A 22,027-nucleotide genomic window follows, 5' to 3' on the forward strand; every position below is an offset into this window, starting at 1 on the left:
GCGCCGACGAGGACGCGGCGCCCGCGAGCGGATCGAACGGTCACGCCGGGAGTTCGGTCGCCGGAGCGAAAACGCCGGCGGCCGAGCGACCGATCGGCCGGGCTACCCGAACACTTCGCCGATCGCGTCGTCGAGCACGTCGACGGCCCGCTCGATCTCGGCCTCGCCGATGCACAGCGGCGGCGAGAGGATGAGTTGGATCTCGGGGCGGCCGCCGCCGACCAGCACGCCGCGGTCGGAGGCGATCTCGCGGACCTCGGCGACGGGGTTGTCGCCGTCGTCGCCGGCCCACGGATCGACGAAGGGCTCGCCCGTCTCGGGGTCGGCGAACTCGATCCCCCAGAGGAACCCCCGGCCGTGGACGTCGGCGACCGCGTCGTGGGCTTCGAGCCCGCGGAGCCCCTCTTCGAGGGTCGGCGCGAGCGCCCGGCAGTTGTCGACGAGCCCGTCCTCGTACTCGTCTATCGCGGCGAGGCCCGCGGCGCAGGCGACCGGGTGGCCGCCGAAGGTCTGGCCCACGTCGATGCCGTCGGACCGGAGCTCGTCGGCGACGGCGTCGTTCACGAGCACGCCCGCCAGCGGCGCGTACGCGCTCGTGACGCCCTTGGCGAACGTGATCATGTCCGGGGTCACGTCCTCGGTGCCGATGCCGAACCAGTCGCCGCACCGACCGAACCCCGCGATCACCTCGTCGGAGATGAGCAGGATGTCGTACTCGTCACAGAGCTCCCGGACGCGCTCGAAGTAGCCCGGCGGCGCGGGGTAGGCCCCGCTGGTGCCGCCGACGGGCTCGGTGAGGATGGCCGCGATGGAGTCGGGCCCCTCGTTGCGGATGACGAATTCGAGGTGGTCGGCCGCCTGCTCTGCGAGCTCCTCGGGCGTCTCGGCGTCGAACGCCTTCGGGAGCGGCGGGAGGAACTTCCCGGACCCGGAGGTGGCGGCGTGGCGTTCGAGCGTCGCGCGCGTCCCGGGGTCGCCGGTCAGCGAGCCCGCGCCGTAGGTGCCGCCGTGGTACGACCGCCACCGGGTGAGCACCTTGTGGGCGTCCTGGTGGTCGCGGGCGAACTTGACCGCCGACTCGTTGGCCTCGCTACCCGACACCGCGAAGTACACGTCCGAGAGGCCGTCGGGCGCGATCTCGGTCAGCCGCGACGACAGCTCCGACCGGGCGTCGTTGTGCTTCGAGGAGGAGACGTACGGGATCCGCTGGGCCTGCTCGGTCATCGCGTCGACGATCGCGTCGTTGCTGTGGCCGGCGTTGACGCAGTAGAGCTGCGAGATGAAATCGAGGTACTCGCGGTCCTCCTCGTCGTAGACGTACGCGCCGTCGCCGCGAGTGATCGTCGGGACCGTCCCGTCACCGTCCGACCAGTGAGCGAGCGGATCGTCGAACTCGTGGGTCTGCATACCGTGACTCATACTCGCGCATGAACGCCCGGCGATATAAAGACACGCCACCGGACAGGCCGTGCTGGCAGTTCGGTCACGCGACCGCGCTCAGATCCGACGCGAGCGCGACGTACGCCAGCCCGAAGAGCAACGCGTCGTAGAAGCCGTGGACCAGAACCGGGACGAGGAGGTTCCCCGTCCAGACGTAGAGGTAGCCGAGAAGCATCGACAGCCCGAACAGGATAGTGAGCGTGACGCTCACCGCGGCGAGGTCCGGCGTCGCGACGAACGTCGTCGGAACGTGGACGAGCGCGAACAGCACGCTGGCGAGCGCGACAGCACCGAACATCGACAGCTCCTCGGAGAGATAGCGCTGTACCACCCCGCGAAAGAGCAGTTCTTCGGCCGGACCGACCACGACGACCGACAGCGGCACCAGCGCGAGCAGCGTCTCCAACAGCCCCTCCTCGGCGAGCTGGGTGACCGAGTTGCCGGCGAGCGGGAGCCCGAGCGCCTGCGCGGCGAGGATCGCCGCCAGTCGAAAGACGAACAGCCCGACGGTCCCGGCGACGACGAGTCCGATCGCGCGACGGTTCAGCCGACCGACGTCGAGGTAGCCGAGCCCGCGACCCGTCGCGTAGAGGAAGGCGAGGGCGGCCGCCACGAACCCCAGTTCCGAGAGCACGAGCGCGGCGACGAACTGCGTCAGCGCGTCGAGCGAGACCACGAAGACCGGGATCGACAGCAAGACGCTGAACGCGATCCCGAGCGCCGACAGGCCGGTCGCGGCGACGACGCGTCGTACCGGCCCCGCCGTACGGAGAGACATTACGAGCGAGTGACATCGCGTGCGGGTAAATACGTTCGGTGGGGCCCCTGCGGAACCGAAAACCCCGCGCGGCGACGCAGGCGAGCGAAGAACGTTTAAACAGGGTGAACTCCTATGGGCGCGTATGGAATGGAAAGCAGACTGGGGACTTCGGGGGCGCATGGCGCTCACGATGTTCCTGCTGTTCGCACTGTACGCCGTCTTCATCGGCGTACTGAGCACGCAGTTCACGAGCATGTTGATCCCGGTTCTCTTGCTGGGGAGCTTCTCGCTCGCCCAGTTCTTCTTCAGCGACAGGCTCACGCTGTGGAGCATGGGCGCAAAGGAGGTCGACGAGAGCGAGTACCCCGAGCTTCACCGGATGGTCGGGCGGCTCTCCCAGCAGGCCGACCTCCCGAAACCGAAGGTCGCGGTCGTCGACAGCCGCGTCCCGAACGCGTTCGCCACCGGGCGCTCGCAGGACAACGCCGCGGTCGCGGTCACCACCGGGCTGATGAAGACCCTCGACCAAGAGGAGTTAGAGGCCGTGTTGGCCCACGAGCTCGCCCACGTCAAGAACCGCGACATGATGGTGATGACCATCGCGTCGTTCCTCTCGACCATCGCGTTTCTCGTGGTCCGGTGGGGCTGGTGGTTCGGCGGGGGCGGCGACAGCCGGAATCAGGCGCCGGTGTGGGTCGCCATCGCGGCGTCGCTCGTGGTGTGGGTCGTGAGCTTCTTCCTCATCCGGGCGCTCTCGCGGTACCGCGAGTTCGCGGCCGATCGGGGGGCCGCGACCATCACCGGCAAGCCCGCCGCGCTCGCGTCGGCGCTGATGACCATCGACGGCAACATGGGCAACGTGCCCGAAGACGACCTGCGCGAGCAGTCGGAGATGAACGCGTTCTTCATCATTCCGATCAAGAGCGGGCTCATCAGTAAGCTGTTCAGCACCCACCCGAGCACCGAGGCGCGGGTCGAACAGCTCCGTGACCTCGAACGCCAGGCCGAGGCGGCCTGATCGCCGCGACCGTCTGCGGGACGGTGGCGGGCGGCCCTCGGAACCACTCCTTTTTGTCCGGGCGTCCGTAGGGACTCGCATGGGACTGTTCGACGGACTCCGGGAAGTGCTCGGCATCCGCGCGGAGGCCGACGCGACCCGGGAGGCCGACCCCGAGGACCTGTTCGGGATGAGTACGGCCTACATCACGATGGAGGCAGAGCTGGGCTACGCGGCCATCGGTGAGGCGGCGCTGTGTTTCTCCGAGGTCGACAACACCGACTTCCGGGACGCGATGGACGAGGTCCACGACATCCTGGAGTTCGGCGCCGAGGAGACCGGCACCGAGGCCGAGGGCCACACCGACGAGTACGGCTACTCGTGGGTCGTCCTTCGCGACGACGACTTCGAGGACCTGGTGACCAGCCTCCACTTTGCGGCAGACACGCTCATCGAGCACGGCTACGGCTCGCGGCTGTTGGCGGCGGTGTTCGCGTTCGAACAGGACGACACCGGCGCCTACTGGGTCTACTCGTTCCGGCGCGGAGCGTACTACCCCTTCGTGCCCCAGGGGACGAGCGACCGCGACTCGGGCGCGGAGTTCAAACTGGAGAGCAACCTCGACGGCGAACTCGAAGTCGAGACCGACAAGGAGTACTGGTACCCCCTCTGGCCCGACGCGCCGGGCCGCCACCCGTGGGAGTGATCGGCGCCGCGCGACCCGACTGAGGACTCGGTGGGACTCTTTACTTTTTAAATCCCGTGACGGGTCGATACGAAACCGGCTCGCGTCTGCTAATTTCACTTTCACTCTACTGTTAACGGGGGTTTATATGACGAGGGGCACAAGCCAGGCGTACGATGGCAGCAGACGTAGACCTCGAAGAACTGCCGGGCGTCGGTCCGGCGACCGCAGAAAAGCTCCGAGACGCAGGCTTCGACTCCTACGAGGGCCTCGCGGTAGCCAGTCCCAGCGAACTCTCCAACACCGCGGACGTTGGCGACTCGACCGCCGCCGACATCGTTCAGGCGGCACGCGAGGCCGCCGACGTCGGCGGGTTCGAGACCGGCGCGGCCGTGTTAGAGCGCCGCGAGCAGATCGGCAAGCTCAAGTGGAAGATCGATGAGGTCGACGAGCTCCTCGGCGGCGGCGTCGAGACCCAGTCGATCACCGAGGTGTACGGCGAGTTCGGCGCCGGCAAATCGCAGGTCACCCACCAGCTGGCGGTCAACGTCCAGCTCCCCCGCGAGCACGGCGGACTCGGCGGTAGCGCCATGTTCATCGACAGCGAGGACACCTTCCGGCCCGAGCGCATCGACGACATGGTCCGGGGGCTCCCCGACGAGGCGCTCCAGGCCGCGATGGACGAGCGCGAGATCGAGGGCAGTCCCGGCGACGACGAGGCGATGGACGAACTCATCGAGGACTTCCTCGACAAGATCCACGTCGCCAAGGCGTTCAACTCCAACCACCAGATGCTGTTGGCCGAGAAAGCCCAAGAGCTCGCGAACGAAACCCAAGACGACGAGTATCCGGTCCGACTGCTCTGTGTCGACTCGCTGACGGCTCACTTCCGCGCCGAGTACGTCGGCCGGGGCGAACTCGCCGAGCGCCAGCAGAAGCTCAACAAGCACCTCCACGACCTCGACAAGGTCGGCAACCTCCACAACACCGCGGTCGTCGTGACCAATCAGGTCGCCTCGAACCCCGACTCGTTCTTCGGCGACCCGACCCAGCCCATCGGAGGCAACATTCTGGGCCACAAGTCGACGTTCCGGATGTACCTCCGGAAGTCGAAGGGCGACAAGCGCATCGTCCGGCTCGTCGACGCGCCGAACCTCGCCGACGGCGAGGCGGTCATGCGCGTCGAGGACGGCGGCCTGAAGCCCGAATAAGGACGACGACCTTTTACAGCGGTCGCGCCGAAAGACGCTTCGCGTCTTTCGAGCCTCGGCTCGCTTCGCTCGCCGAGACGCTCCGAGCGGCGCTCGCTTGCAAAAGCTCGATCAAAAACACCGGGAGAGCGAAGCTCTCCCGAGCCTGCATTCGCTCCGCTCACGCAGACGCGGCGCTCCTCCCGCCGTTCGCTTCGGGTCGTCACTTGGTCCGCTCGCTCACTCTGGTCGCTCGCGGTACGAAGTGATGTGGCCACCGCCACAACACCGCCACAACACCGCCACAACCACACTTCACGGCCCGTCCGCCTTTAGGCCGATACGGCGTACGCCGCCGGCATGAAGCCACGTACCGGGTTCGCGGTCGTACTGGTCGGGGTGCTGGCGGTGCTGGCGGTGCTGATCGTCCGCCCGTTCCTGAACTACGTGCTCGGCGCGATCCTGCTCGCGTTCGTGCTCACGCCCGCCCAGCGACGGCTGGCGCCACGCGTCGGTCCGCGCGTCGCCGCGCTCGGGCTCGTGACGCTGACGGTGATCGTCGTCTTCGGCGTCGCCGGCGCACTGCTGTCGCTCGGGCTCGCCGAGGTCGGCGACGTGCCGACCGCGGTCAGCGACCTCCCGGCGTACCGGTCGGTCGAGGCCGCCGCCGAACGCACGTTGGGTATCGAACTCTCCTCGCGGTTCGATAGAGCGCTCGACAGCCTGACCGCCGGGATCGCCGACGGCGTCTCCGGCGTCGCGAGCGCCGGACTCCACGCGTTTCTCGGCGTGCTGTTGGCGCTTTTCCTGTTCTACTACCTGCTCAAGGACAGCGCGGATCTGATCCACTGGACCAAGCGCGTCACGCCGCTGCCCCGCGACGTCCAGAGCCGACTCTACGACGAGGCCGAGGACGCGACGTGGGCGGTCCTGAAGGGCCACATCTTCGTCGCGGTGGTACAGGGCGTGGTCTCTGGCGTGGGCTTCCTCGTGGCCGGCATCCCGAACGCCGCGTTCTGGACGATCGTGATGATGGTGCTGGCGATGGTGCCGATCGTGGGCGTCTCGCCGGTGATGGGCGGCGCGACGATCTACCTCCTCGTGGAAGGACGGCCGGTCGCGGCGGTACTGCTGGTCGTCTACGGCATGAGCGCGGTCGCCATCACCGACGACTACCTGCGCGCGCTGGTCATCGACAAGGAGACGTCGCTCCACTCGGGCGTGATACTGCTTGGCGTGTTCGGCGCGGCGTACTTCCTCGGGGCGATCGGCCTGTTCGTCGGCCCGATACTGCTGGCGCTGTTCAAGGCGACCGTCGAAGTGTTCACCGACTACTACGAGCTCTCTGCGGTCTAAAAGGGGCTACTCGTCGTCTTCGGTCGTCGTCTTGTCGAGTTCCTTCTCGCCCTCGTAGATCTCCGCGCCGTCCTGGACGACCTTCTCGGCGAGGACCGCACACTTCACCCGCATCGGGCTGATGTCGACCCCGAGCATGTCGATGACGTCGTCGCGGTCCATCTCCCGCATCTCCGCGACGGACTTGCCGGCTAGCTCCTGAGAGAGCATGCTCGCGCTCGCCTGACTGATTGCACAGCCGTCCCCGCGGAAGGCGACGCGTTCGATCGTCTCCTCGTCGTCGTCGAGTTTCACGTCGATCGCGATCTCGTCGCCGCACATCGGGTTCTCGCCAGCGTGCGTGTAGGTCTTCTCGTCCAGTTCCCCGTAGTTTCGGGGGTTCTTGTAGTGGTCGAGAATCTGCTGGCGATACATGTCCGAGCCCATGCCCATTGTTGAACGCAAATAGGCGCGTGCCACCTAAAAGCCTACCGCACACCCTGTTGTCGAGGAGGCCCACAGGAGCACCTCCGTCGCGGAACAACACACAGGTGCGTGCGGTCTCCGCGACCACAGCGCGCCGCAACTGTACCGCGCCACACCGCAACTGTACCGCGCCGCGACCGCACCGCGACAGTTCAGGCCACGTAGCCGATGACCGAGGCGTTCAGCACGAGCAGGGTCGCGACCAGCGCGTTCGTCCGGAACGCCATCTTGAGCCGGGTCGGGAGCGAGGAGACCCCGTCCGTGCGGGCGTTTCTGGTCTCCCACCACGCCCACAGGCTCGTCAGTCCGAACACGCCGTAGAGAGTCATCATCGCGATCAGGGCGGTGCCGCGGGTCCCCTCGGGGAGGCTGTTGTCGTAGAGCACCCACAGCGCCGCGCCGCCCGACCCGCCCATCACCACGATCCCGCCGACCGCGAACCACTTCAGCGAGTCGAGCACGTCTAGGGCGAACTCGGGGGCGTCGTGTCGGTCGGCCGCCGGCACGACGAGCATCGACGTGACCAGATAGCCCCCGGCCCAGAGGACGGCCATCAGTGTGTGCGAACCCATCACCGCCGCGAGCGTCCAGTTCACCATATCGGTGTCGTCGCACCAATCCGATAAAAGACGGGCGATTTCGGGTCGAGCGATCAGGCGTCGCCGGCGACCTCCCGCTCGAACCGATCGAGGAAAGCGACCACGAACGCCTGACGTTCGTCGGCGAGCGCCCGGCCGGCGTCGGTGTACATCCGATCGGGGAGCGTCAATATCTTCTTGTGGAAGTGGTTGAACTGCGTCGCTCCGGCGGCGGTGTCGTCGTCCTCCGGGGGCAGTTCGGGGTCGTGTATCGGCTGTCCGAGTTCGCCGCCGTAGGTGAAACACCGCGCGACGCCGACCGCCCCGAGCGCGTCGAGGTTGTCGGCGTCACAGAGCAGTTCGGCCTCCCGCGTGCGGGGGTCCACGTCGTTCGAGTAGCGGTGAGCGCGGATGCAGTGGGCGACGGCGTCGACGGTCTCGGAGTCGGCCCCGAGGTCCGAGAGGATGCCGGCGGCCTCGCGTGCGCCCCACTCGGCGTGGTCGTCGATCTCGCCGCGATCCTCGCGCCCGCGGCCGACGTCGTGGAGCCAGACGGCGGCGAACAGGACCGTCTCGTCGACGTCGTACTCGCCGGCCAGCGTCTCGGCCAGTCGGGCGACCCGACGGACGTGGTGCCAGTCGTGGGCGGGCGCGACGCGCTGGAAGTACGGACGAGCGCGCTCGCGGACTTCGTCTAACATGGGAGAGCGGACGGCGCCGAGAGATGAAAAAGAATCGAAACGTCAGGCGAACAGCTGGCGGGCGTCGTCGACCGCCTCGAGCAAGGCGTCGATCTCGTCGGTCGTGTTGTAGACGTAGAACGACGCGCGGGCCGACGCCGCGACCCCGAGTTTGTCGTGGAGCGGCTGGGTGCAGTGGTCGCCCGCCCGGATGGCGACGCCGTGGTCGTTCATGATCGAGGCGAGGTCGTGGGCGTGGACGCCGTCGAGGTTGAACGCGACCAGCCCGCCGCGATCGGTGGGCTCGGTGGGGCCGTAGATCTCGATGTCGTCGAACTCGGCCATCCGGTCGAGGGCGTACTCCGCGAGTCGCTCCTCGTGGCGCTGGACCGACTCCATCCCGAGTTCTTCGAGGTACTCGATCGCCTCGGCGAGCCCGACGGCTTGTGCGATGTTCGGCGTGCCGGCTTCGAACTTCCACGGCAGGTCGTTCCACGTCGTCTCCTCGAAGGTGACCTTCCGGATCATGTCGCCGCCGTAGAGGTACGGCTCCATCTCTTCGAGGAGCTCCTGTTTGCCGTAGAGGACCCCGATACCGGTCGGCCCGGCCATCTTGTGGCCCGAGAAGGCGTAGAAGTCCGCGCCGAGGTCGTTCACGTCGACCGGCCGGGTCGGCACCGCCTGCGCGCCGTCGAGGAAGGCGTAGGCGCCGTGGTCGTGGGCGAGGTCGACGAGGTCGGCGGCCGGGTTGACCGTCCCGAGCGTGTTCGAGACGTGGACGACGCTGAGCATCTCGGTGTCGTCGGTGACGAGTTCGGCCGCGGCGTCCATGTCGAGGCGCCCGTCGTCGGTGACCGGGATGAACTTCACGTCGGCGCCGGTCTTCTCGCCGATCTGTTGCCAGGTCACCAGCGAGGCGTGGTGTTCCATCTCGGTCAGCACCACCTCGTCGCCGGGACCGAGTTCGTTCAGCCCCCACGCGTAGGCCACGAGGTTCTCGGCCTCGGTGGTGTTTTTGGTGAAGACGATCTCCTCGCGGCCGTCGGCGCCGACGAACTCGGCGACCGCGTCGTGGGCCTCCTCGTAGGCGATGGAGGCCTCCTGGCTCAACTGGTGGATCCCCCGGTGGACGTTGGCGTTGTACGTCCGGTAGTAGTCGGCGATGGCGTCGATGACCCGGTCGGGCTTCTGGGTCGTCGCGCCGTTGTCGAGGTAGACGAGCGGCTGGCCGTCCCCGACCTCGCGATCCAGAATCGGGAACTCCTCGCGTATGCGCTCGACGTCGAGCGCGTCCGATTGGTGCAGTCCCATTGTCCGGATTTAGGGATTGGAGCAAGAACATTCCTTCGGTCCCGGCGACGGTCCGTAACCGCTCGCGGTTACGTCGGCGCGCGACGGGGCCGGCGACCGGTTACGTCAGTGGGACCGGGCCACCGGTTAAGTCGCTGGCGTCCGTTTCGGGCGTATGGTCTCGAAGCGACGACTCGGCGCGAGCCTGCTTCTGGTCGGGCTCGCGTTCGTCGGGGCGTTCCACGCGGTGCTGGCCGTGGCGTACGACACGGGACTGGCGTCGGTCGGCGCCGGGCTCGCCGGACTCTCGGTGCTGACGCTGGTCGTCGTGAACCTCCCGACGCTCGGCGACGGGTGACCACCGCCGGCTACATCCTCAGAAACTGCGCGTGGCGGGTCGAGTCGACATCGAGGACGTTCGCCTCGTCGACGAACCCCTCTCGGATCGCCAGTTCGACCGCCTCGCGGCCGACGATGTTGGCGACCGACGCCCGGGCGAGGCTCTCGATAACCGCCTGTTCGTCGACCTCCTCGCCGCCGTAGAACTCCTCGGTGACGGTGAGCGACACCGCCCCGTCCTCGAAGGTCTCTCCGAGCACGTCGTCGTCACAGACCGCCACGAGCAGTCCCTCGTCGGTCGATCGCTCCGCGAGTATCATCGGTCCCGTTCGTTCTCGATGAGCTCCTGCTCGGCGCGCTCGCGCATCTCCTCGGCTTCCTCGGCGATCTCCTCGGCCTCGTCGTACTGGCCGAGCTCTTCGAGCGCGCGGGCCTTCTCGTCGAGGATCTCCGAGTTCCGGAGCCCGAGCCGGATGGCGTTTTCGAGGCTGTTGAGCGCGTCCTCCGCGAGGCCGCGTTCGAGCAGGAAAAAGCCGCGGTTGTACCACGCTTCGGCGAATCGCTCGTCGATCTCGACCGCCCGTTCGGCGTGTTCGAGCGCCTGCTCGCTCCGGCCCGACTCCCAGAGCGCGAACGCGAGGTTGGTCTCGGCGGTGGCGGCGTGCTCGCTGTCCTCGTCGATGTGGATCGCCTCGCGGTAGGCGCCGATGGCCTCGTCCCACTCGTCGAGTTCGGCGTGGGCCGCGCCCTTGTTCGTCCAGGCCTCCTGTTCGAGCCGGCTGTCGTCGGGGGCGTACTGGGCGGCGCGCTCGAAGGTGTCGGCGGCCTGTTCGTAGCGGTTGATCCGCATGTAGTTCAGCCCGACGTCGACCAGTTCGTCGACGTCGATGTCGTCGTTCGAGACGTTGTGCTGGTCGAGGAGATCGGTGACCACCCGGGAGTCGACGGGGTCGACCTTGTCGGGGTCGACGTCGAGTTCGGGCGGATCGAGGTCGAACGCCTCGTAGGGGTCGCCGAAGTCCTCGCCCTCCGAGAAGTCGTGGTCCTCTGGGTCGCTCATGTGATTCGGATTGGCGTCGCGCGATGTTAAGGCCTGCGCCATCGGGATTCGCCCCCACATTCAAGCCCGTCTCCGACCAAGTGAGCCCCGATGAGACTCTTCGTGAGCGTCGACCTGCCCGAGGACCTCGCCGACGAGGTCGCGCGCGTTCAGGACCGCCTCGCCCGCGCCTCTGGACTGGACCTCACCGACCCCGAGCAGGCCCACGTCACGCTCAAGTTCCTCGGCGAGGTGAACAAGGGACAGCTCCCCCGGGTGAAAAACGCCGTCCGGCGGGCGGTCACCGAGGCGGGGGTCGGCCCGTTCGAGGCCGCCTACGAGGGGCTCGGCGTGTTCCCCGGTCTCGGGTACATCAACGTCGTCTGGCTCGGCGTCGGCGAAGGCGGCGAGGAGCTGACCCGGCTCCACGAGGCCGTCGAGCGGGAGGTGACTCGGCTCGGCTTCGACGCCGAGGACCGCGACTTCACGCCCCACGTCACCCTCGCGCGGATGAACCACGCCGGCGGCAAAGAACACGTCCAGGAGGTCGTCGAGACCCGCGAGCCGACCGTCGGGACCGCGACGGTCGAGGAGATCCGGCTCACCGAGAGCGTGCTGACCGACGACGGTCCGGAGTACGAGACGGTCGCGTCGTTCCCGCTGTAGCCGGGATCGGGCGACGTTGCTCGGGCGTAGCGACACAAAGGAACAAGATTTTAAGCCACGGCGGGGAAAGGTGGAGTACCATGAGTAAGAAGTCGAAGGCGAAGAAAAAGCGCCTCTCGAAGCTCGACCGGCAGAACAGCCGCGTGCCCGCGTGGGTCATCATGAAGACCGACCGCGAGACGCAGCGCAACCCCAAGCGCCGGAACTGGCGGCGCAACGACACCGACGAATAATGAGCGCCAACGACTTCGAGGAGCGCGTCATCACCGTGCCGCTCCGCGACGCCAAGGCGGAGGCCAAGCACAAGCGCGCCGACAAGGCGATGTCGCTGGTCCGGGACCACCTCGCCCAGCACTTCAAGGTCGACGGCGAGGAGGTCCGGCTCGACCCCTCGATCAACGAGGCGGTCTGGTCGCGCGGTCGCAAAAAGCCCCCGAGCAAGCTCCGCGTGCGCGCCGCCCGATTCGAAGAAGAGGGCGAGACCATCGTGGAAGCGGAACACGCCGAGTAGAGCTTTGCTTCGCGCCGCCTTTTTCGGGTCGTCGTACGTGGGTGTGTTCGCGCGCGCCACCGACGAGTACCTGCTGGTCCGTCCCGACCTCGACGACGACCTCGTCGACGACCTGGCCGAGGAGCTCGCGGTCGAGGCCCTCCCGACCACGGTCGGGGGCTCCTCGACGGTCGGCGCGCTCGCGGTCGGCAACGACGCCGGCCTGCTGGTCTCGAGCCGGGTCACCGACCGCGAACGTGACCGGATCGAGGACGCCGTCGACGCCCCCGTGACCGAACTGCCCGGGCGGATCAACGCCGCCGGCAACGTCGTCCTCGCGAACGACACCGGCGCGTACGTCCATCCAGACCTCCCCCGGGACGCCGTACAGGCGGTCAAAGACGCGCTCGACGTCGACGTCGAACGCGGCGAGCTCGCCGGGGTCCGGACGGTCGGCACCGCCGCGGTCGCCACCGATCGGGGCGTGCTGTGTCACCCGAAGACGACCGACGAACAGCTCGACCGGCTGGAGGACGTGCTCGACGTGCCCGCCGACATCGGCACCATCAACTACGGCGCGCCGCTGGTCGGCTCGGGGCTGATCGCCAACGACGAGGGCTACGTCGTCGGGCAGGAGACCACGGGCCCCGAACTGGGCCGGATCGACCAGGCGCTCGACTACATCGAGTAACACCGTCTTCTTCGCCGCGATTCGCGATCGTCGCGTGAGCCGAGCGTCCGAGCCGTCCGTCGGCACGTTTATCTGAACATCTGTGCAATCGACAACTCGATGGCTCAAGCCAACGACCGGCTCAGGCGACTCGTCGCCGACGAGATCGAGAACTGCCGACCGGCCGACGTCGAGGCCCGGCTGGACGATCTGCGCGAACTCGACGCGGCCGCCGACGACGCGGCCGTCCCCGAGCGCGTCCGGGTGCTGTCGGCGCTCGCCAGCGAGACCCGGTATCGGATCGTTGAACTGCTCGCGGCCGCCGACTCGGAGCTCTGCGTCTGCGAGCTGACGCCCCTGCTCGACGTGAGCGACAGCGCCATCAGCCACGCGCTGTCGGAGCTGACAGACGCCGGGCTGGTCTCGCGCCGGAAGGAGGGCCGGTGGCGCTACTACCGCCCGACCGACCGGGCCGAGCGCCTCCTCGGCGCGCTCGCGGGGGACGGCGAATGACCGACGCGGTCCGAGTCGGCTTCGTCTGCGTCCAGAACGCGGGCCGAAGCCAGATGGCGACAGCGTTCGCCGAGCGCGAGCGCGAGCGCCGGGGCGCCGAGTGGGTCGAGATCGTCACCGGCGGCACGGACCCGGCCGACCGCGTCCACGAGGCGGTCGTCGATACCATGCGGGAGGTCGGCGTCGATCTCGCCGACAGGACCCCGCGGGAGGTGAGCCGCGAGGAGCTGGCCGCCTGCGACTACGTCGTCACGATGGGGTGTTCGGCGAGCGACGTCTGCCCCGCGACGTGGTCGGGCGAGAACCGCGACTGGGGGCTCGACGATCCCGACGGCCGGGACCCCGAGGCGGTCCGGGCGATCCGAGACGAGATCGAGACGCGGGTCGGGGCGCTGTTCGACGAACTCGAACGCGAGCGCGAGCCGGCCGACGCGTAGCGGCGCCCGCCGACGGGACGCGGGGGCCGAACTCCCGGCCAGCGCCGTACCCGAGTAGGAAGATTCTTCCCTGCGGGTACCCCACGTCAGGGCATGAGTGAGTTTACTGTTCGCGGTCGCTTCCAAGCCCGAGACGGGTGGCAGGAGTTCGAGACCAGCGTCGACGCCGACAACGAAGACGTCGCGCGCGAGCGCACCTACGCCGAGTTCGGCAGCCAGCACGGCGTGAAACGGACCCAGCTCGAAGTCTCGGAGGTCGAAGGCCAATGATGGGCGGCGGCGGCGGGAACCCCGAACTGCAGGAGCTGTCCCAGCAACTTCAGGAGCTCGAACAGCACAAAGAGGAGCTCGAAGCCGAGATCGAAGAGCTCGAAGCCGAGAAGACCGAGATCGACGACGCGATCGACACGCTCGGCGCGCTCGACACCGGCTCGGTCGTGCAGGTGCCCCTCGGCGGCGGCGCGCACGTCCACGCCGAAGTCCAGGACCTCGACGAGGTCGTCGTCGAACTCGGCGGCGGCTTTGCGGCCGAGCGCGCGGAGGACGACGCGGTCGACACCCTCGAAACGAAACAGGAAACCCTCGACGACCGCATCGACGAGCTCGAAGACGAGGTCGACGAGGTCGACGAGGAGAGCTCCAAGCTGGAGGAGAAGGCCCAGCAGCTCCAACAACAGCAGATGCAACAGCAGATGCAGCAGATGCAGGGGCAGGGCGACGACGACGAGTAATCGGCGATGTTCGACAGTCTGAAGGACAAGCTCGGGAGTTTCCGGAGCGACGTCGAGGAGACAACCGAGGAGAAAGCGGAGGAGGCTGAGGCCGACGCTGAGGCCGAAGCCGACGCCGAAGGTGGGGGAGCCGAGAGCGCCGACGCCGAGCCGGAGGCGTCGGCCGAATCGGAGACGAGCGAGGACGACTCCTCGTCGGGCGGGTTCGCCCAGAAGGCAAAGTCGTTCGCCAAGGGCGAGATCGTCATCGAGGAACAGGACCTCGAAGACCCGCTCTGGGAGCTCGAGATGGCGCTGTTAGAGAGCGACGTCGAAGTGAGCGTCGCCGACGAGATCCTCGAGAACATCCGGAAGGACCTCGTGGGCGCGACCCGGTCGTTCAGCGACGAGACCGCCGACGTGGTCGAGCAGGCGCTCCACGACTCGCTGTTGAAGGTCATCTCGGTCGGGCAGTTCGACTTCGACCAGCGGATCGCCGAGGCCGACAAGCCCGTCACCATCATCTTCACCGGTGTCAACGGGGTCGGCAAGACCACCACCATCGCGAAACTCGCGAAGTACCTCGAAGATCGGGGGCTCTCGACGGTGCTGGCCAACGGCGACACCTACCGGGCGGGCGCCAACGAGCAGATCCAGGAGCACGCCGAGAACCTCGACAAGCGAGTGATCACCCACGAGCAGGGCGGCGACCCGGCGGCGGTCATCTACGACGCCGTCGAGTACGCCGACTCGAACGACATCGACGTGGTGCTGGGCGACACCGCCGGACGGCTCCACACCGACGAGGGGCTGATGGACCAACTCGAGAAGATCGGCCGCGTGGTCGGGCCCGACATGACCCTGTTCGTCGACGAAGCCGTCGCCGGACAGGACGCGGTCCAGCGCGCAAAGCAGTTCAACGACGCCGCCGAGATCGACGGCGCGGTGCTGACGAAGGCCGACGCCGACTCGCAGGGCGGGGCGGCGATCTCCATCGCGCACGTCACCGGCAAGCCGATTCTCTTTCTGGGCGTCGGGCAGGGGTACGACGATCTCGAACAGTTCGATCCCGAGGAACTGGTCGGTCGGCTCCTCGGCGACGAGTCGTAACCCCGTCTACCGCCGACGGATCGCGACGGCGGCGTTCACTACGATGAGCGCCGTCGCCACGAGCCCCAGCGTGAACAGCTCTGCCGGTAGGTGCCGAAAGAGCACCCAGTACGACAGCGAGAGGGCGGCCAGCGCCACGACGATGCTGTAGGCGTCGGCCGCCAGTTCTCCGACCACGTCGGCGGGCGACTGCCCTCGGGGGTCGCCCGTCACGTCCGCGCGTTCACCGTCCGTTACTACCGAGTTATCGCGTGCCTTGTTTAAATCGCGTGCCATACATTGAATGAGGACGGGCGTGGATTTCTGACCGAACGTGATAAGCGTACCGGCCGTGAGCCTCGGGGTGAGACCGCGTCTCGTCGTCTCCCGATCGTCGGATCGACAGACGATGAGCCCGACGCGGGAGCGCCCGACCCCGCTCCGGGACCGCGAGACCGGCGAGCGAGCCCCGCGCCCCGAGACAGTTCAGAAAAAGGCTTTAACGCCCGCGCGATCTATCGTTCAACAACGATGGTACTCGACGATTTGGGCACCTCTCTCCGCGACTCTCTCGGCAAGCTCAGCGGGCAGTCCCGCGTGACCGAGGAGGACGTGGAGGAGATCGTCAAAGAGATTCAGCGGTCGCTCCTGCAGGCCGACGTCGAGGTCGGCCTCGTGATGGAGCTGTCGGACTCCATCAAGGAGCGCGCGCTGGAGGAAGACGCACCCGGCGGAACGTCGGCCCGCGACCACGTCCTCAGCATCGTCTACGAGGAGATGGTGGCGCTGGTCGGCGAGAGCATGGAGCTCCCGCTCGAAGAACAGACGATCCTGCTCGCCGGCCTCCAAGGGTCGGGGAAGACCACCACGTCCGCGAAGATGGCGTGGTGGTTCGCGAAGAAGGGCCTGCGGCCGGCGGTCATCCAGACCGACACCTTCCGGCCCGGCGCCTACGAGCAGGCCGAGGAGATGACCGCGCGCGCCGAGGTCGACTTCTACGGCGATCCCGACGCCGAGGACCCGGTCGAGATCGCCCGCGAGGGGCTCGAAGCGACCAGCGACGCCGACGTTCACATCGTCGACACCGCGGGCCGCCACGCGCTCGAAGACGACCTCATCGACGAGATCGAGCAGATCGAGGGCGTCGTCGAGCCCGACCGGAGTCTGCTGGTGCTCGACGCCGCCATCGGGCAGGGCGCGAAAGATCAGGCCAGCCAGTTCGAGGAGTCGATCGGGATCGACGGCGTGGTGATCACGAAGCTCGACGGCACCGCGAAAGGTGGGGGCGCGCTGACCGCGGTCGACGAGACCGGCTCGGCCATCGCGTTCCTCGGGACCGGCGAGGAGGTCCGGGACATAGAGCGATTCGAGCCCTCGGGGTTCATCTCGCGACTGCTCGGGATGGGCGACCTCAAACAGCTCACCGAGCGCGTCGAGCGCGCGATGGAGGAGACCCAGGAGGAAGACGAAGACTGGGACCCCGAGGACATGATGAAAGGTGAGTTCACCCTGAAGGACATGCGCCGCCAGATGCAGGCGATGAACAACATGGGGCCCCTCGATCAGGTGATGGACATGATCCCCGGGATGGGCGGCGGCCTGATGGACGAACTCCCCGACGACGCGATGGACGTGACCCAAGACCGGATGCGGAGCTTCGAGGTCATCATGGACTCGATGACCGAAAACGAGCTCGAAAACCCCCGGTCGATCGGCGCGAGTCAGGTCGAGCGCATCGCTCGCGGGAGCGGGAAAGACGAAGAGACGGTCCGTGAGCTCCTCGAACAGCACAAGATGATGTCCCAGACGCTCAAGCAGTTCCAGGGCATGGGGCAGGGCAACATGGAGCGCATGATGAAAAAGATGCAGGAGGGCGGCGGCGGTGGCGGCGGCATGGGCGGGATGGGGCCCTTCTAAACGTCCTTTTGCTGCGGGCGGCGCCTGAACGCGCCGCCCTTGCAAACGCTCGATCAAAACCACGTCGTCACCCCCTCTCTCGCTTGGAGAGCGCGGAGCGCTCTCCTGCGCTCGGTCGAGGGTTCCTCGGGCCGCTCGCTCCCTTCGGTCGCTCGCGGTGGGACCGCTTGGTGCTCGCAAGAGTGTTCGACGATCGTGTTCGGTCGACTGAGACGCGCTGACACGCCGCCTTTTTGTCGCGCCGACGTGACCTACCGCTGAATGTCCGTCCGCGACGTCGCCGCCCAGGCCTACCGGGAAGCCCTCCCCGCGCTGGCGGTCAGCGCGGTCGGCGGCCTGTTCGCGGGGCTCGTTCTCGGCGGGATGCGCGGCGAACTCCGGGAGGTCTCGGGGCTGTTGGTGCTGGTGCCGGCGCTGCTGGCAACCCGGGGGAACGTCTACGGCGCGATGGGCGCGAAGCTCTCGACCGCGCTCCACCAGGGGCTCGTCGAGCCGAAAGCGATCCCCGACGACCGACGGGTGTACGCCGCGGTCAGCGCCGCGATGCTCAACGGCGTCGCGATCAGCGTCTTCGCGGCCGGGGTCGCCTACGCGGTGCTGGTCGCGCTGGGTCGCCCGCGGGCGTCGCTGGTCGCGCTCGCGGCCATCGCGCTCGTCGCCGGCGTCCTCTCGGGCATCGCGCTGACGGTCACCGTCGTCGCGGTCGCGTTCGCGGGCTATCGGCGCGGACTTAACCCCGACACGCTGGTCGGGCCGGTCGTCACGACCACCGGCGACGTGTTCGGGATGGCCGCGCTGCTGGCGGCGGTCAGGCTGATACTGGCGCTCGGGGGTGGGTAGATGGCGAACTGGACCGTTCGCGGGATCACCCGGGCGATGCTACCGCTGCTCGTCGTGCTCGCGATCGTCGAGATCGGGAGCGGACTCGTCCTCGACACGTTCGAGGCCGAACTGCTTCGGTACCCCTCCCTGCTGATCCTCGTCCCCGTGATGATCGGCACCGCGGGCAACCTCGGGAGCATTCTGGCCGCGCGGCTCTCGACCGCGTTTCACCTCGGGACGCTGTCGTTCGACCCCGCCGACGACGATCTGGCGGGCAACGCGGTCGCCACGGTCGCGCTCGCGGCCACCGTCTTCCCGATGGTCGGGGTCGGCGCGTGGGGGCTGGCCGCCCTCACGGGCGGCGCGGCGCTGTTCGTCGGCACCGTGGTCGCGGTCTCGGTGATCTCCGGGCTCGCGCTGGCGGTGCTCGCGGTGGTCGTGACCGTCGCCGCGACCTACGCCGCCTATCGGTTCGAACTCGATCCCGACGACGTTGTGATCCCAGTGGTGACGAACGTCTGTGACGTGCTCGGCGTGGTGGTGCTGTTCGTCGTGGTGCGGCTGATAGTGTAGGCGAGCCCCTACGTCACGCCGCCGCCTCGTTTGTCGAACGACTCGTACTCGTCGCCGTCTAACACCGCACGGAACGCCTCGACCACCTCCCAGACGTCCTCGTAACCGACGTACAGCGGTGACGGACACACCCGGACGACGTTCGGCGGCCGGAAGTCCGCGACGACGCCCCGAGCTTTGAGCGCTTCGGTGATCCGGTAGCCCTCGGGGTGTTCGATCGCGACGTGGCCGCCCCGGCGCTCGGGGTCGCGGGGCGTGCCGACCTCGCATTCGGGCAGGCGTTCGTCGACGAGCGCGACGAGGTAGTCGGTGAGCCCGAGGGACTTCTCGCGGACCGCCTCGACCGCGCCGGCGTCGGTCGCGTCGGCGGCGTCGGCGAACACGTCGAGCGAGCCGGCCAGCGGCGCCGCCGAGAGGACCGGCACGGTGCCGATCTGGTAGGCGCCGGCGTCGGCGGCGGGCGTGTAGGTCGGGTTCATCTCGAACTGCGTCTCCTTCTCGTGGCCCCACCACCCGGCGAGGGCGGGCGTCTCGCCGAAGTGACGCTCGGCGACGTACAGCCCCGCGATCGACCCGGGACCGGCGTTGAGGTACTTGTAGGTACACCAGACCGCAAAGTCCACCCCCGCCGCCGAGAGGTCGTGGGGAACGACGCCGACCGAGTGGGCCAGATCGAAGCCCGCGAGCGCGTCCGCCTCGTGGGCGGCCTCGGTGATCCGCTCGACGTCGAGGAGCTGGCCGCTCCGGTAGAGCACCGAGGGCATGAACACGATGGCGGTGTCGGCACCGATCGCGTCGACGACGTCGGCTTCCTCGATGGTGCGGCCGTCGCGGCTCTCGACGACGGTCAGCGCCTCGTCGGGGTCCCGGCCGCGCTGGCGGAGCTGGGCCCGGATGGCGTAGTGGTCGGTCGGGAAATCGAGGTCGTTTACGACGATCTCGGTTCCGTCGGCGCGGTCGTAGAACGTCCCGATCAGCGTGTGGATGTTGACGGTCGTGGAGTTGGCGACGACGACCTCCTCGTCGGCGGCGCCCACGAGCGGCGCGAGCCGGTCGCCGAGGCGCTCGCCGTAGTGGAACCACTCGGGGTCGGCCTCGGTCCACCCGCGGATGGCCAGATCGCGCCACTCGTCGACCGCCGAGTCGAGCGCGTCCTCGGCGTCCGCCGAGAGCAGGCCGAGCGAGTTGCCGTCGACGTACAGCTCGTCGTCGGGGTCGTAAAAGCGGTCCGCGAGGTGCGCCAGCGGGTCTTCGGCGTCCCTGCGGGCCGCGAACGCCGCCCCGGATTCGAACTCTTCCATGCGCGAGTCGAGCGTCGCCGCCGCCATAGTCCTTTACCACGCCGAACGGGTCACCGGATCGGTGGCCGGTGGTCGATCCCGGTCACCCGCGCTCGCCAGTACGGGAGGTCGCCGGCCGGTAGCCGCCACGCGACCGACGCCTCGGTCGGGACGGTCACGCCGTTTCGCTCCCGGTAGCGCCCGAACGAGCCGGTCCACGGCGTCGACTCGAAGCGCCCGTCCGGGAGCCGACGCGGCCGGTCGGCGGTCACGCGCACGATCCGGTCGTCCTCGAAGTGGAACACCGCCGACGCGGTGGTCCCCCGGTGATCGACGGTCGCGCGCGCCGACCGGTCGTCGATCGGGTCCCACGCGACGCCCGCCCCGGGCGCCAGCGCGGACGGGAGCCAGACCGCCTCGGCGAGGTACCGCACCAGCTCGCCCTCGTCGAGCTCCGGTGTCGGAGCCGGGTCGGCGACGGCGACGAGCCCGAAGAGCGTCGCCCGGAGCCCGCCCGTGCCCCCGACGTACGAGTCGACGACTCGGACGGGCACGAGCGGCGCCGCCTCGATGGCGGCGTCCCAGACGAACCCCGGCGGGCGGACCGCGACGTGGTGGGTCGCGGCGAACGGCTTCCACGCCGATTCGGCGCCGCCGAGCCGGAACTCGCCGCGCTGTCGGAGCCGGGCGGTCCGGACGTGGGACCGGTCGTCCGCGAGCGCAAGGTCGAGGTACCGCCGGACGGGGTCTGGCAGGCCCGCGAACTCCTCGGGGGCGACGGCGCGACGGGACCGATCGGCGTCCGCGAGCAGGTCGGCGACGAGCGTCGCGGTCGCGCGCTCGTGGCGCAGTCGGCCCGCCAGCCCGACCGCGGCGGCGCCGACCGCGAGGACGCCCGTCGATTTCAGGAGCGTTCGGAGACCCATACCCCTCGATCGGCGCCCACCGCCAAGAGCGTCTCGGGGCGAACCGACGCCCACTACTTTGACGGTCGGGTGTCTACTCCCGAGCGTGACCGAACCCCTGCAAACCGAACTCGACCCCGAGGCGGTCGCGGTGATCGAAGAGATCGAGGCCGCGGGCGTCCCCGAGTGGTCGGCGCTGTCGGTCGCGGCGGCCCGCCGCGTCGAGGACGAGGTGTTCGCCGGCGACGATCCGCCCGACGTCGACTTCGTCCGGGATCTCGCGATTCCCGGCCCCGAGACGGGAGCCGACGCCGGGGGCGGCGCGGCCGCCGACGGGATTCCGATCCGCGTCTACCGCCACGCCGACCCCGACGACGACCCGCCGGTGCTGGTGTACTACCACGGCGGCGGGTGGGTGGTGGGGACGCTCGACTCGATCGACGGCGTCTGTCGCCGACTCGCCCGCCGCGGGGAGTGTGTCGTGATCTCGGTCGACTACCGGCTCGCGCCCGAACACCCCTTCCCGGCCGCGGTCGAGGACGCAGAGGCCGCCCTCCGGTGGGCCGCGGCCAACGCCGGGGTCTTCGGCGGCGACCCCGACCGACTCGCGGTCGGCGGGACCAGCGCGGGCGGGAACCTCGCGGCCGCGGCCGCGCTCCGGGCGAGCCACGACGCGACTCGGAGCGGCGAGCGGAGACCGACGACCCGCGAGCGAGCGCGCGACGCCGAGGGCCCCGCGCTCGCGCGCCAGTTCCTGCTGTATCCGATCACCGACTACGCGTTCGACACCGATTCCTACGCCGAGAACGGCGACGGGCCGCTGTTGACCGAGCGCGACATGCGGTGGTTCTGGGACAACTACCTCCGGAGCGAGATCGACGGCGCGAACCCCTACGCGTCGCCGCTCCGGGCGCCGGACCTCTCGGAGGTGGCGCCCGCGACGGTGGTGACCGCGGGGTTCGATCCGCTCCGCGACGAGGGGATCGCGTACGCCGACCGGCTCGCGGACGCCGGCGTCGCGGTCCGCCACGACCACTTCCCCGACCAGCCCCACGGCTTTCTCAGCACGAGCGAGTCGGTCGCGGCGGCCGACGCGGCGCTCGACGACCTCGGGCGGGAGCTCCGGTCGCTCTGAG

Annotated in this window: 29 protein-coding genes; 18 read left to right on the top strand and 11 right to left on the bottom strand. The window is 68.7% G+C overall.

Going from position 1 to position 22,027, the window contains the following annotated elements:
* Nucleotides 1-102: 102 nt before the first annotated feature.
* Both EPY72_RS06520 and EPY72_RS06525 read right to left on the bottom strand, forming a co-directional pair.
* Entirely contained in the window at nucleotides 103-1,419 is a 1,317-nt protein-coding gene (locus tag EPY72_RS06520) for an aminotransferase family protein (RefSeq protein ID WP_134671132.1), read from the bottom strand.
* 64 nt (nucleotides 1,420-1,483) lie between these two features.
* On the bottom strand, nucleotides 1,484-2,218 hold the full coding sequence (locus EPY72_RS06525; RefSeq protein ID WP_135805900.1) for a CPBP family intramembrane glutamic endopeptidase: 735 nt from the start codon (nucleotides 2,216-2,218) through the stop codon (nucleotides 1,484-1,486).
* A gap of 124 nt (nucleotides 2,219-2,342) precedes the next feature.
* Between EPY72_RS06525 and htpX the strand changes: the two genes are divergently transcribed.
* The 4 genes from htpX to EPY72_RS06545 all read left to right on the top strand — a co-directional run bounded on the left by htpX (nucleotide 2,343) and on the right by EPY72_RS06545 (nucleotide 6,428).
* Nucleotides 2,343-3,218, top strand: a complete 876-nt coding sequence (gene htpX / locus EPY72_RS06530; RefSeq protein WP_135805901.1) for a zinc metalloprotease HtpX — start codon at nucleotides 2,343-2,345, stop codon at nucleotides 3,216-3,218.
* A gap of 79 nt (nucleotides 3,219-3,297) precedes the next feature.
* Nucleotides 3,298-3,903, top strand: coding sequence for a PspA-associated protein PspAB (pspAB, locus tag EPY72_RS06535; RefSeq protein ID WP_135805902.1), 606 nt, complete (start codon nucleotides 3,298-3,300; stop codon nucleotides 3,901-3,903).
* A gap of 155 nt (nucleotides 3,904-4,058) precedes the next feature.
* Nucleotides 4,059-5,093, top strand: a complete 1,035-nt coding sequence (radA, locus tag EPY72_RS06540; RefSeq protein ID WP_135805903.1) for a DNA repair and recombination protein RadA — start codon at nucleotides 4,059-4,061, stop codon at nucleotides 5,091-5,093.
* Between the two features lie 339 nt (nucleotides 5,094-5,432).
* Entirely contained in the window at nucleotides 5,433-6,428 is a 996-nt protein-coding gene (locus EPY72_RS06545) for an AI-2E family transporter (RefSeq protein WP_135805904.1), read from the top strand.
* 6 nt (nucleotides 6,429-6,434) lie between these two features.
* Here EPY72_RS06545 and sufU read toward each other — a convergent pair whose 3' ends face one another.
* From sufU to EPY72_RS06565, 4 genes are all read right to left on the bottom strand, one after another.
* Nucleotides 6,435-6,860: a Fe-S cluster assembly sulfur transfer protein SufU gene (gene sufU, locus EPY72_RS06550; RefSeq protein ID WP_134671138.1), complete on the bottom strand. Its 426-nt coding sequence runs from the start codon at nucleotides 6,858-6,860 to the stop codon at nucleotides 6,435-6,437.
* Nucleotides 6,861-7,045: 185 nt separating this feature from the next.
* Nucleotides 7,046-7,492, bottom strand: coding sequence for a hypothetical protein (locus tag EPY72_RS06555; RefSeq protein WP_135805905.1), 447 nt, complete (start codon nucleotides 7,490-7,492; stop codon nucleotides 7,046-7,048).
* A 53-nt stretch (nucleotides 7,493-7,545) separates the two neighbouring features.
* Nucleotides 7,546-8,172: an HD domain-containing protein gene (locus EPY72_RS06560; RefSeq protein WP_135805906.1), complete on the bottom strand. Its 627-nt coding sequence runs from the start codon at nucleotides 8,170-8,172 to the stop codon at nucleotides 7,546-7,548.
* Nucleotides 8,173-8,214: 42 nt separating this feature from the next.
* Nucleotides 8,215-9,462: an aminotransferase class V-fold PLP-dependent enzyme gene (locus tag EPY72_RS06565; protein ID WP_134671141.1), complete on the bottom strand. Its 1,248-nt coding sequence runs from the start codon at nucleotides 9,460-9,462 to the stop codon at nucleotides 8,215-8,217.
* Nucleotides 9,463-9,616: 154 nt separating this feature from the next.
* Between EPY72_RS06565 and EPY72_RS06570 the strand changes: the two genes are divergently transcribed.
* On the top strand, nucleotides 9,617-9,799 hold the full coding sequence (locus tag EPY72_RS06570) for a hypothetical protein (protein WP_134671142.1): 183 nt from the start codon (nucleotides 9,617-9,619) through the stop codon (nucleotides 9,797-9,799).
* A 10-nt stretch (nucleotides 9,800-9,809) separates the two neighbouring features.
* Here the strand turns inward: EPY72_RS06570 and EPY72_RS06575 are convergent, their stop codons facing one another.
* Together EPY72_RS06575 and EPY72_RS06580 are read right to left on the bottom strand one after the other, a co-directional pair.
* Entirely contained in the window at nucleotides 9,810-10,100 is a 291-nt protein-coding gene (locus EPY72_RS06575) for a DUF424 domain-containing protein (RefSeq protein ID WP_134671143.1), read from the bottom strand.
* Entirely contained in the window at nucleotides 10,097-10,840 is a 744-nt protein-coding gene (locus EPY72_RS06580) for a tetratricopeptide repeat protein (RefSeq protein WP_134671144.1), read from the bottom strand. Before EPY72_RS06580 ends, EPY72_RS06575 begins: the two co-directional genes overlap by 4 nt.
* A gap of 90 nt (nucleotides 10,841-10,930) precedes the next feature.
* Between EPY72_RS06580 and thpR the strand changes: the two genes are divergently transcribed.
* The 9 genes from thpR (at nucleotide 10,931) to ftsY (ending at nucleotide 15,415) form a co-directional block, all read left to right on the top strand.
* Nucleotides 10,931-11,485: an RNA 2',3'-cyclic phosphodiesterase gene (gene thpR, locus EPY72_RS06585; RefSeq protein ID WP_135805907.1), complete on the top strand. Its 555-nt coding sequence runs from the start codon at nucleotides 10,931-10,933 to the stop codon at nucleotides 11,483-11,485.
* Nucleotides 11,486-11,565: 80 nt separating this feature from the next.
* Complete coding sequence (locus tag EPY72_RS06590) at nucleotides 11,566-11,718, top strand: 50S ribosomal protein L39e (protein ID WP_128476843.1); 153 nt, start codon at nucleotides 11,566-11,568, stop codon at nucleotides 11,716-11,718.
* Nucleotides 11,718-11,996: a 50S ribosomal protein L31e gene (locus tag EPY72_RS06595; RefSeq protein ID WP_134671146.1), complete on the top strand. Its 279-nt coding sequence runs from the start codon at nucleotides 11,718-11,720 to the stop codon at nucleotides 11,994-11,996. The genes EPY72_RS06590 and EPY72_RS06595 overlap by 1 nt, the downstream gene beginning before the upstream one ends.
* A 4-nt stretch (nucleotides 11,997-12,000) precedes the next feature.
* Complete coding sequence (locus tag EPY72_RS06600) at nucleotides 12,001-12,666, top strand: translation initiation factor IF-6 (RefSeq protein ID WP_135805908.1); 666 nt, start codon at nucleotides 12,001-12,003, stop codon at nucleotides 12,664-12,666.
* Nucleotides 12,667-12,765: 99 nt separating this feature from the next.
* Nucleotides 12,766-13,158 (top strand): ArsR/SmtB family transcription factor, encoded by a 393-nt coding sequence (locus EPY72_RS06605; RefSeq protein ID WP_134671148.1) that lies wholly within the window; start codon nucleotides 12,766-12,768, stop codon nucleotides 13,156-13,158.
* The gene (locus EPY72_RS06610) at nucleotides 13,155-13,595 is read left to right on the top strand and encodes an arsenate-mycothiol transferase ArsC (RefSeq protein WP_135805909.1); all 441 of its coding nucleotides are present in this window, start codon (nucleotides 13,155-13,157) and stop codon (nucleotides 13,593-13,595) included. The genes EPY72_RS06605 and EPY72_RS06610 overlap by 4 nt, the downstream gene beginning before the upstream one ends.
* Before the next feature lie 93 nt (nucleotides 13,596-13,688).
* Complete coding sequence (rpl18a, locus tag EPY72_RS06615) at nucleotides 13,689-13,865, top strand: 50S ribosomal protein L18Ae (protein WP_134671150.1); 177 nt, start codon at nucleotides 13,689-13,691, stop codon at nucleotides 13,863-13,865.
* Nucleotides 13,862-14,326, top strand: a complete 465-nt coding sequence (gene pfdA / locus EPY72_RS06620; RefSeq protein WP_134671151.1) for a prefoldin subunit alpha — start codon at nucleotides 13,862-13,864, stop codon at nucleotides 14,324-14,326. Before rpl18a ends, pfdA begins: the two co-directional genes overlap by 4 nt.
* Nucleotides 14,327-14,332: 6 nt before the next feature.
* On the top strand, nucleotides 14,333-15,415 hold the full coding sequence (gene ftsY, locus EPY72_RS06625) for a signal recognition particle-docking protein FtsY (RefSeq protein ID WP_135805910.1): 1,083 nt from the start codon (nucleotides 14,333-14,335) through the stop codon (nucleotides 15,413-15,415).
* A 6-nt stretch (nucleotides 15,416-15,421) separates the two neighbouring features.
* Here ftsY and EPY72_RS06630 read toward each other — a convergent pair whose 3' ends face one another.
* On the bottom strand, nucleotides 15,422-15,628 hold the full coding sequence (locus tag EPY72_RS06630; protein WP_134671153.1) for a hypothetical protein: 207 nt from the start codon (nucleotides 15,626-15,628) through the stop codon (nucleotides 15,422-15,424).
* 297 nt (nucleotides 15,629-15,925) lie between these two features.
* On the opposite strand from EPY72_RS06630, the gene EPY72_RS06635 reads away from it, so the two are divergent.
* From EPY72_RS06635 to EPY72_RS06645, 3 genes are all read left to right on the top strand, one after another.
* On the top strand, nucleotides 15,926-17,311 hold the full coding sequence (locus tag EPY72_RS06635) for a signal recognition particle protein Srp54 (RefSeq protein ID WP_134671154.1): 1,386 nt from the start codon (nucleotides 15,926-15,928) through the stop codon (nucleotides 17,309-17,311).
* A 261-nt stretch (nucleotides 17,312-17,572) separates the two neighbouring features.
* On the top strand, nucleotides 17,573-18,151 hold the full coding sequence (locus tag EPY72_RS06640) for a magnesium transporter (RefSeq protein WP_134671155.1): 579 nt from the start codon (nucleotides 17,573-17,575) through the stop codon (nucleotides 18,149-18,151).
* Nucleotides 18,152-18,706, top strand: a complete 555-nt coding sequence (locus EPY72_RS06645) for a magnesium transporter (protein ID WP_134671156.1) — start codon at nucleotides 18,152-18,154, stop codon at nucleotides 18,704-18,706. It begins immediately after the preceding gene.
* Between the two features lie 8 nt (nucleotides 18,707-18,714).
* Here the strand turns inward: EPY72_RS06645 and kynU are convergent, their stop codons facing one another.
* Nucleotides 18,715-20,007: a kynureninase gene (gene kynU / locus EPY72_RS06650; RefSeq protein ID WP_134671157.1), complete on the bottom strand. Its 1,293-nt coding sequence runs from the start codon at nucleotides 20,005-20,007 to the stop codon at nucleotides 18,715-18,717.
* Between the two features lie 50 nt (nucleotides 20,008-20,057).
* A complete protein-coding gene (locus EPY72_RS06655) occupies nucleotides 20,058-20,912 on the bottom strand; it encodes a DUF6544 family protein (protein ID WP_135805911.1) in 855 nt (284 codons plus the stop codon).
* Between the two features lie 85 nt (nucleotides 20,913-20,997).
* Between EPY72_RS06655 and EPY72_RS06660 the strand changes: the two genes are divergently transcribed.
* Complete coding sequence (locus EPY72_RS06660; RefSeq protein WP_244605533.1) at nucleotides 20,998-22,026, top strand: alpha/beta hydrolase; 1,029 nt, start codon at nucleotides 20,998-21,000, stop codon at nucleotides 22,024-22,026.
* The last annotated feature ends 1 nt before the right edge of the window (nucleotide 22,027 follow it).

This window comes from Halorussus marinus, from assembly GCF_004765795.1.
Lineage (GTDB): Archaea > Halobacteriota > Halobacteria > Halobacteriales > Haladaptataceae > Halorussus > Halorussus marinus.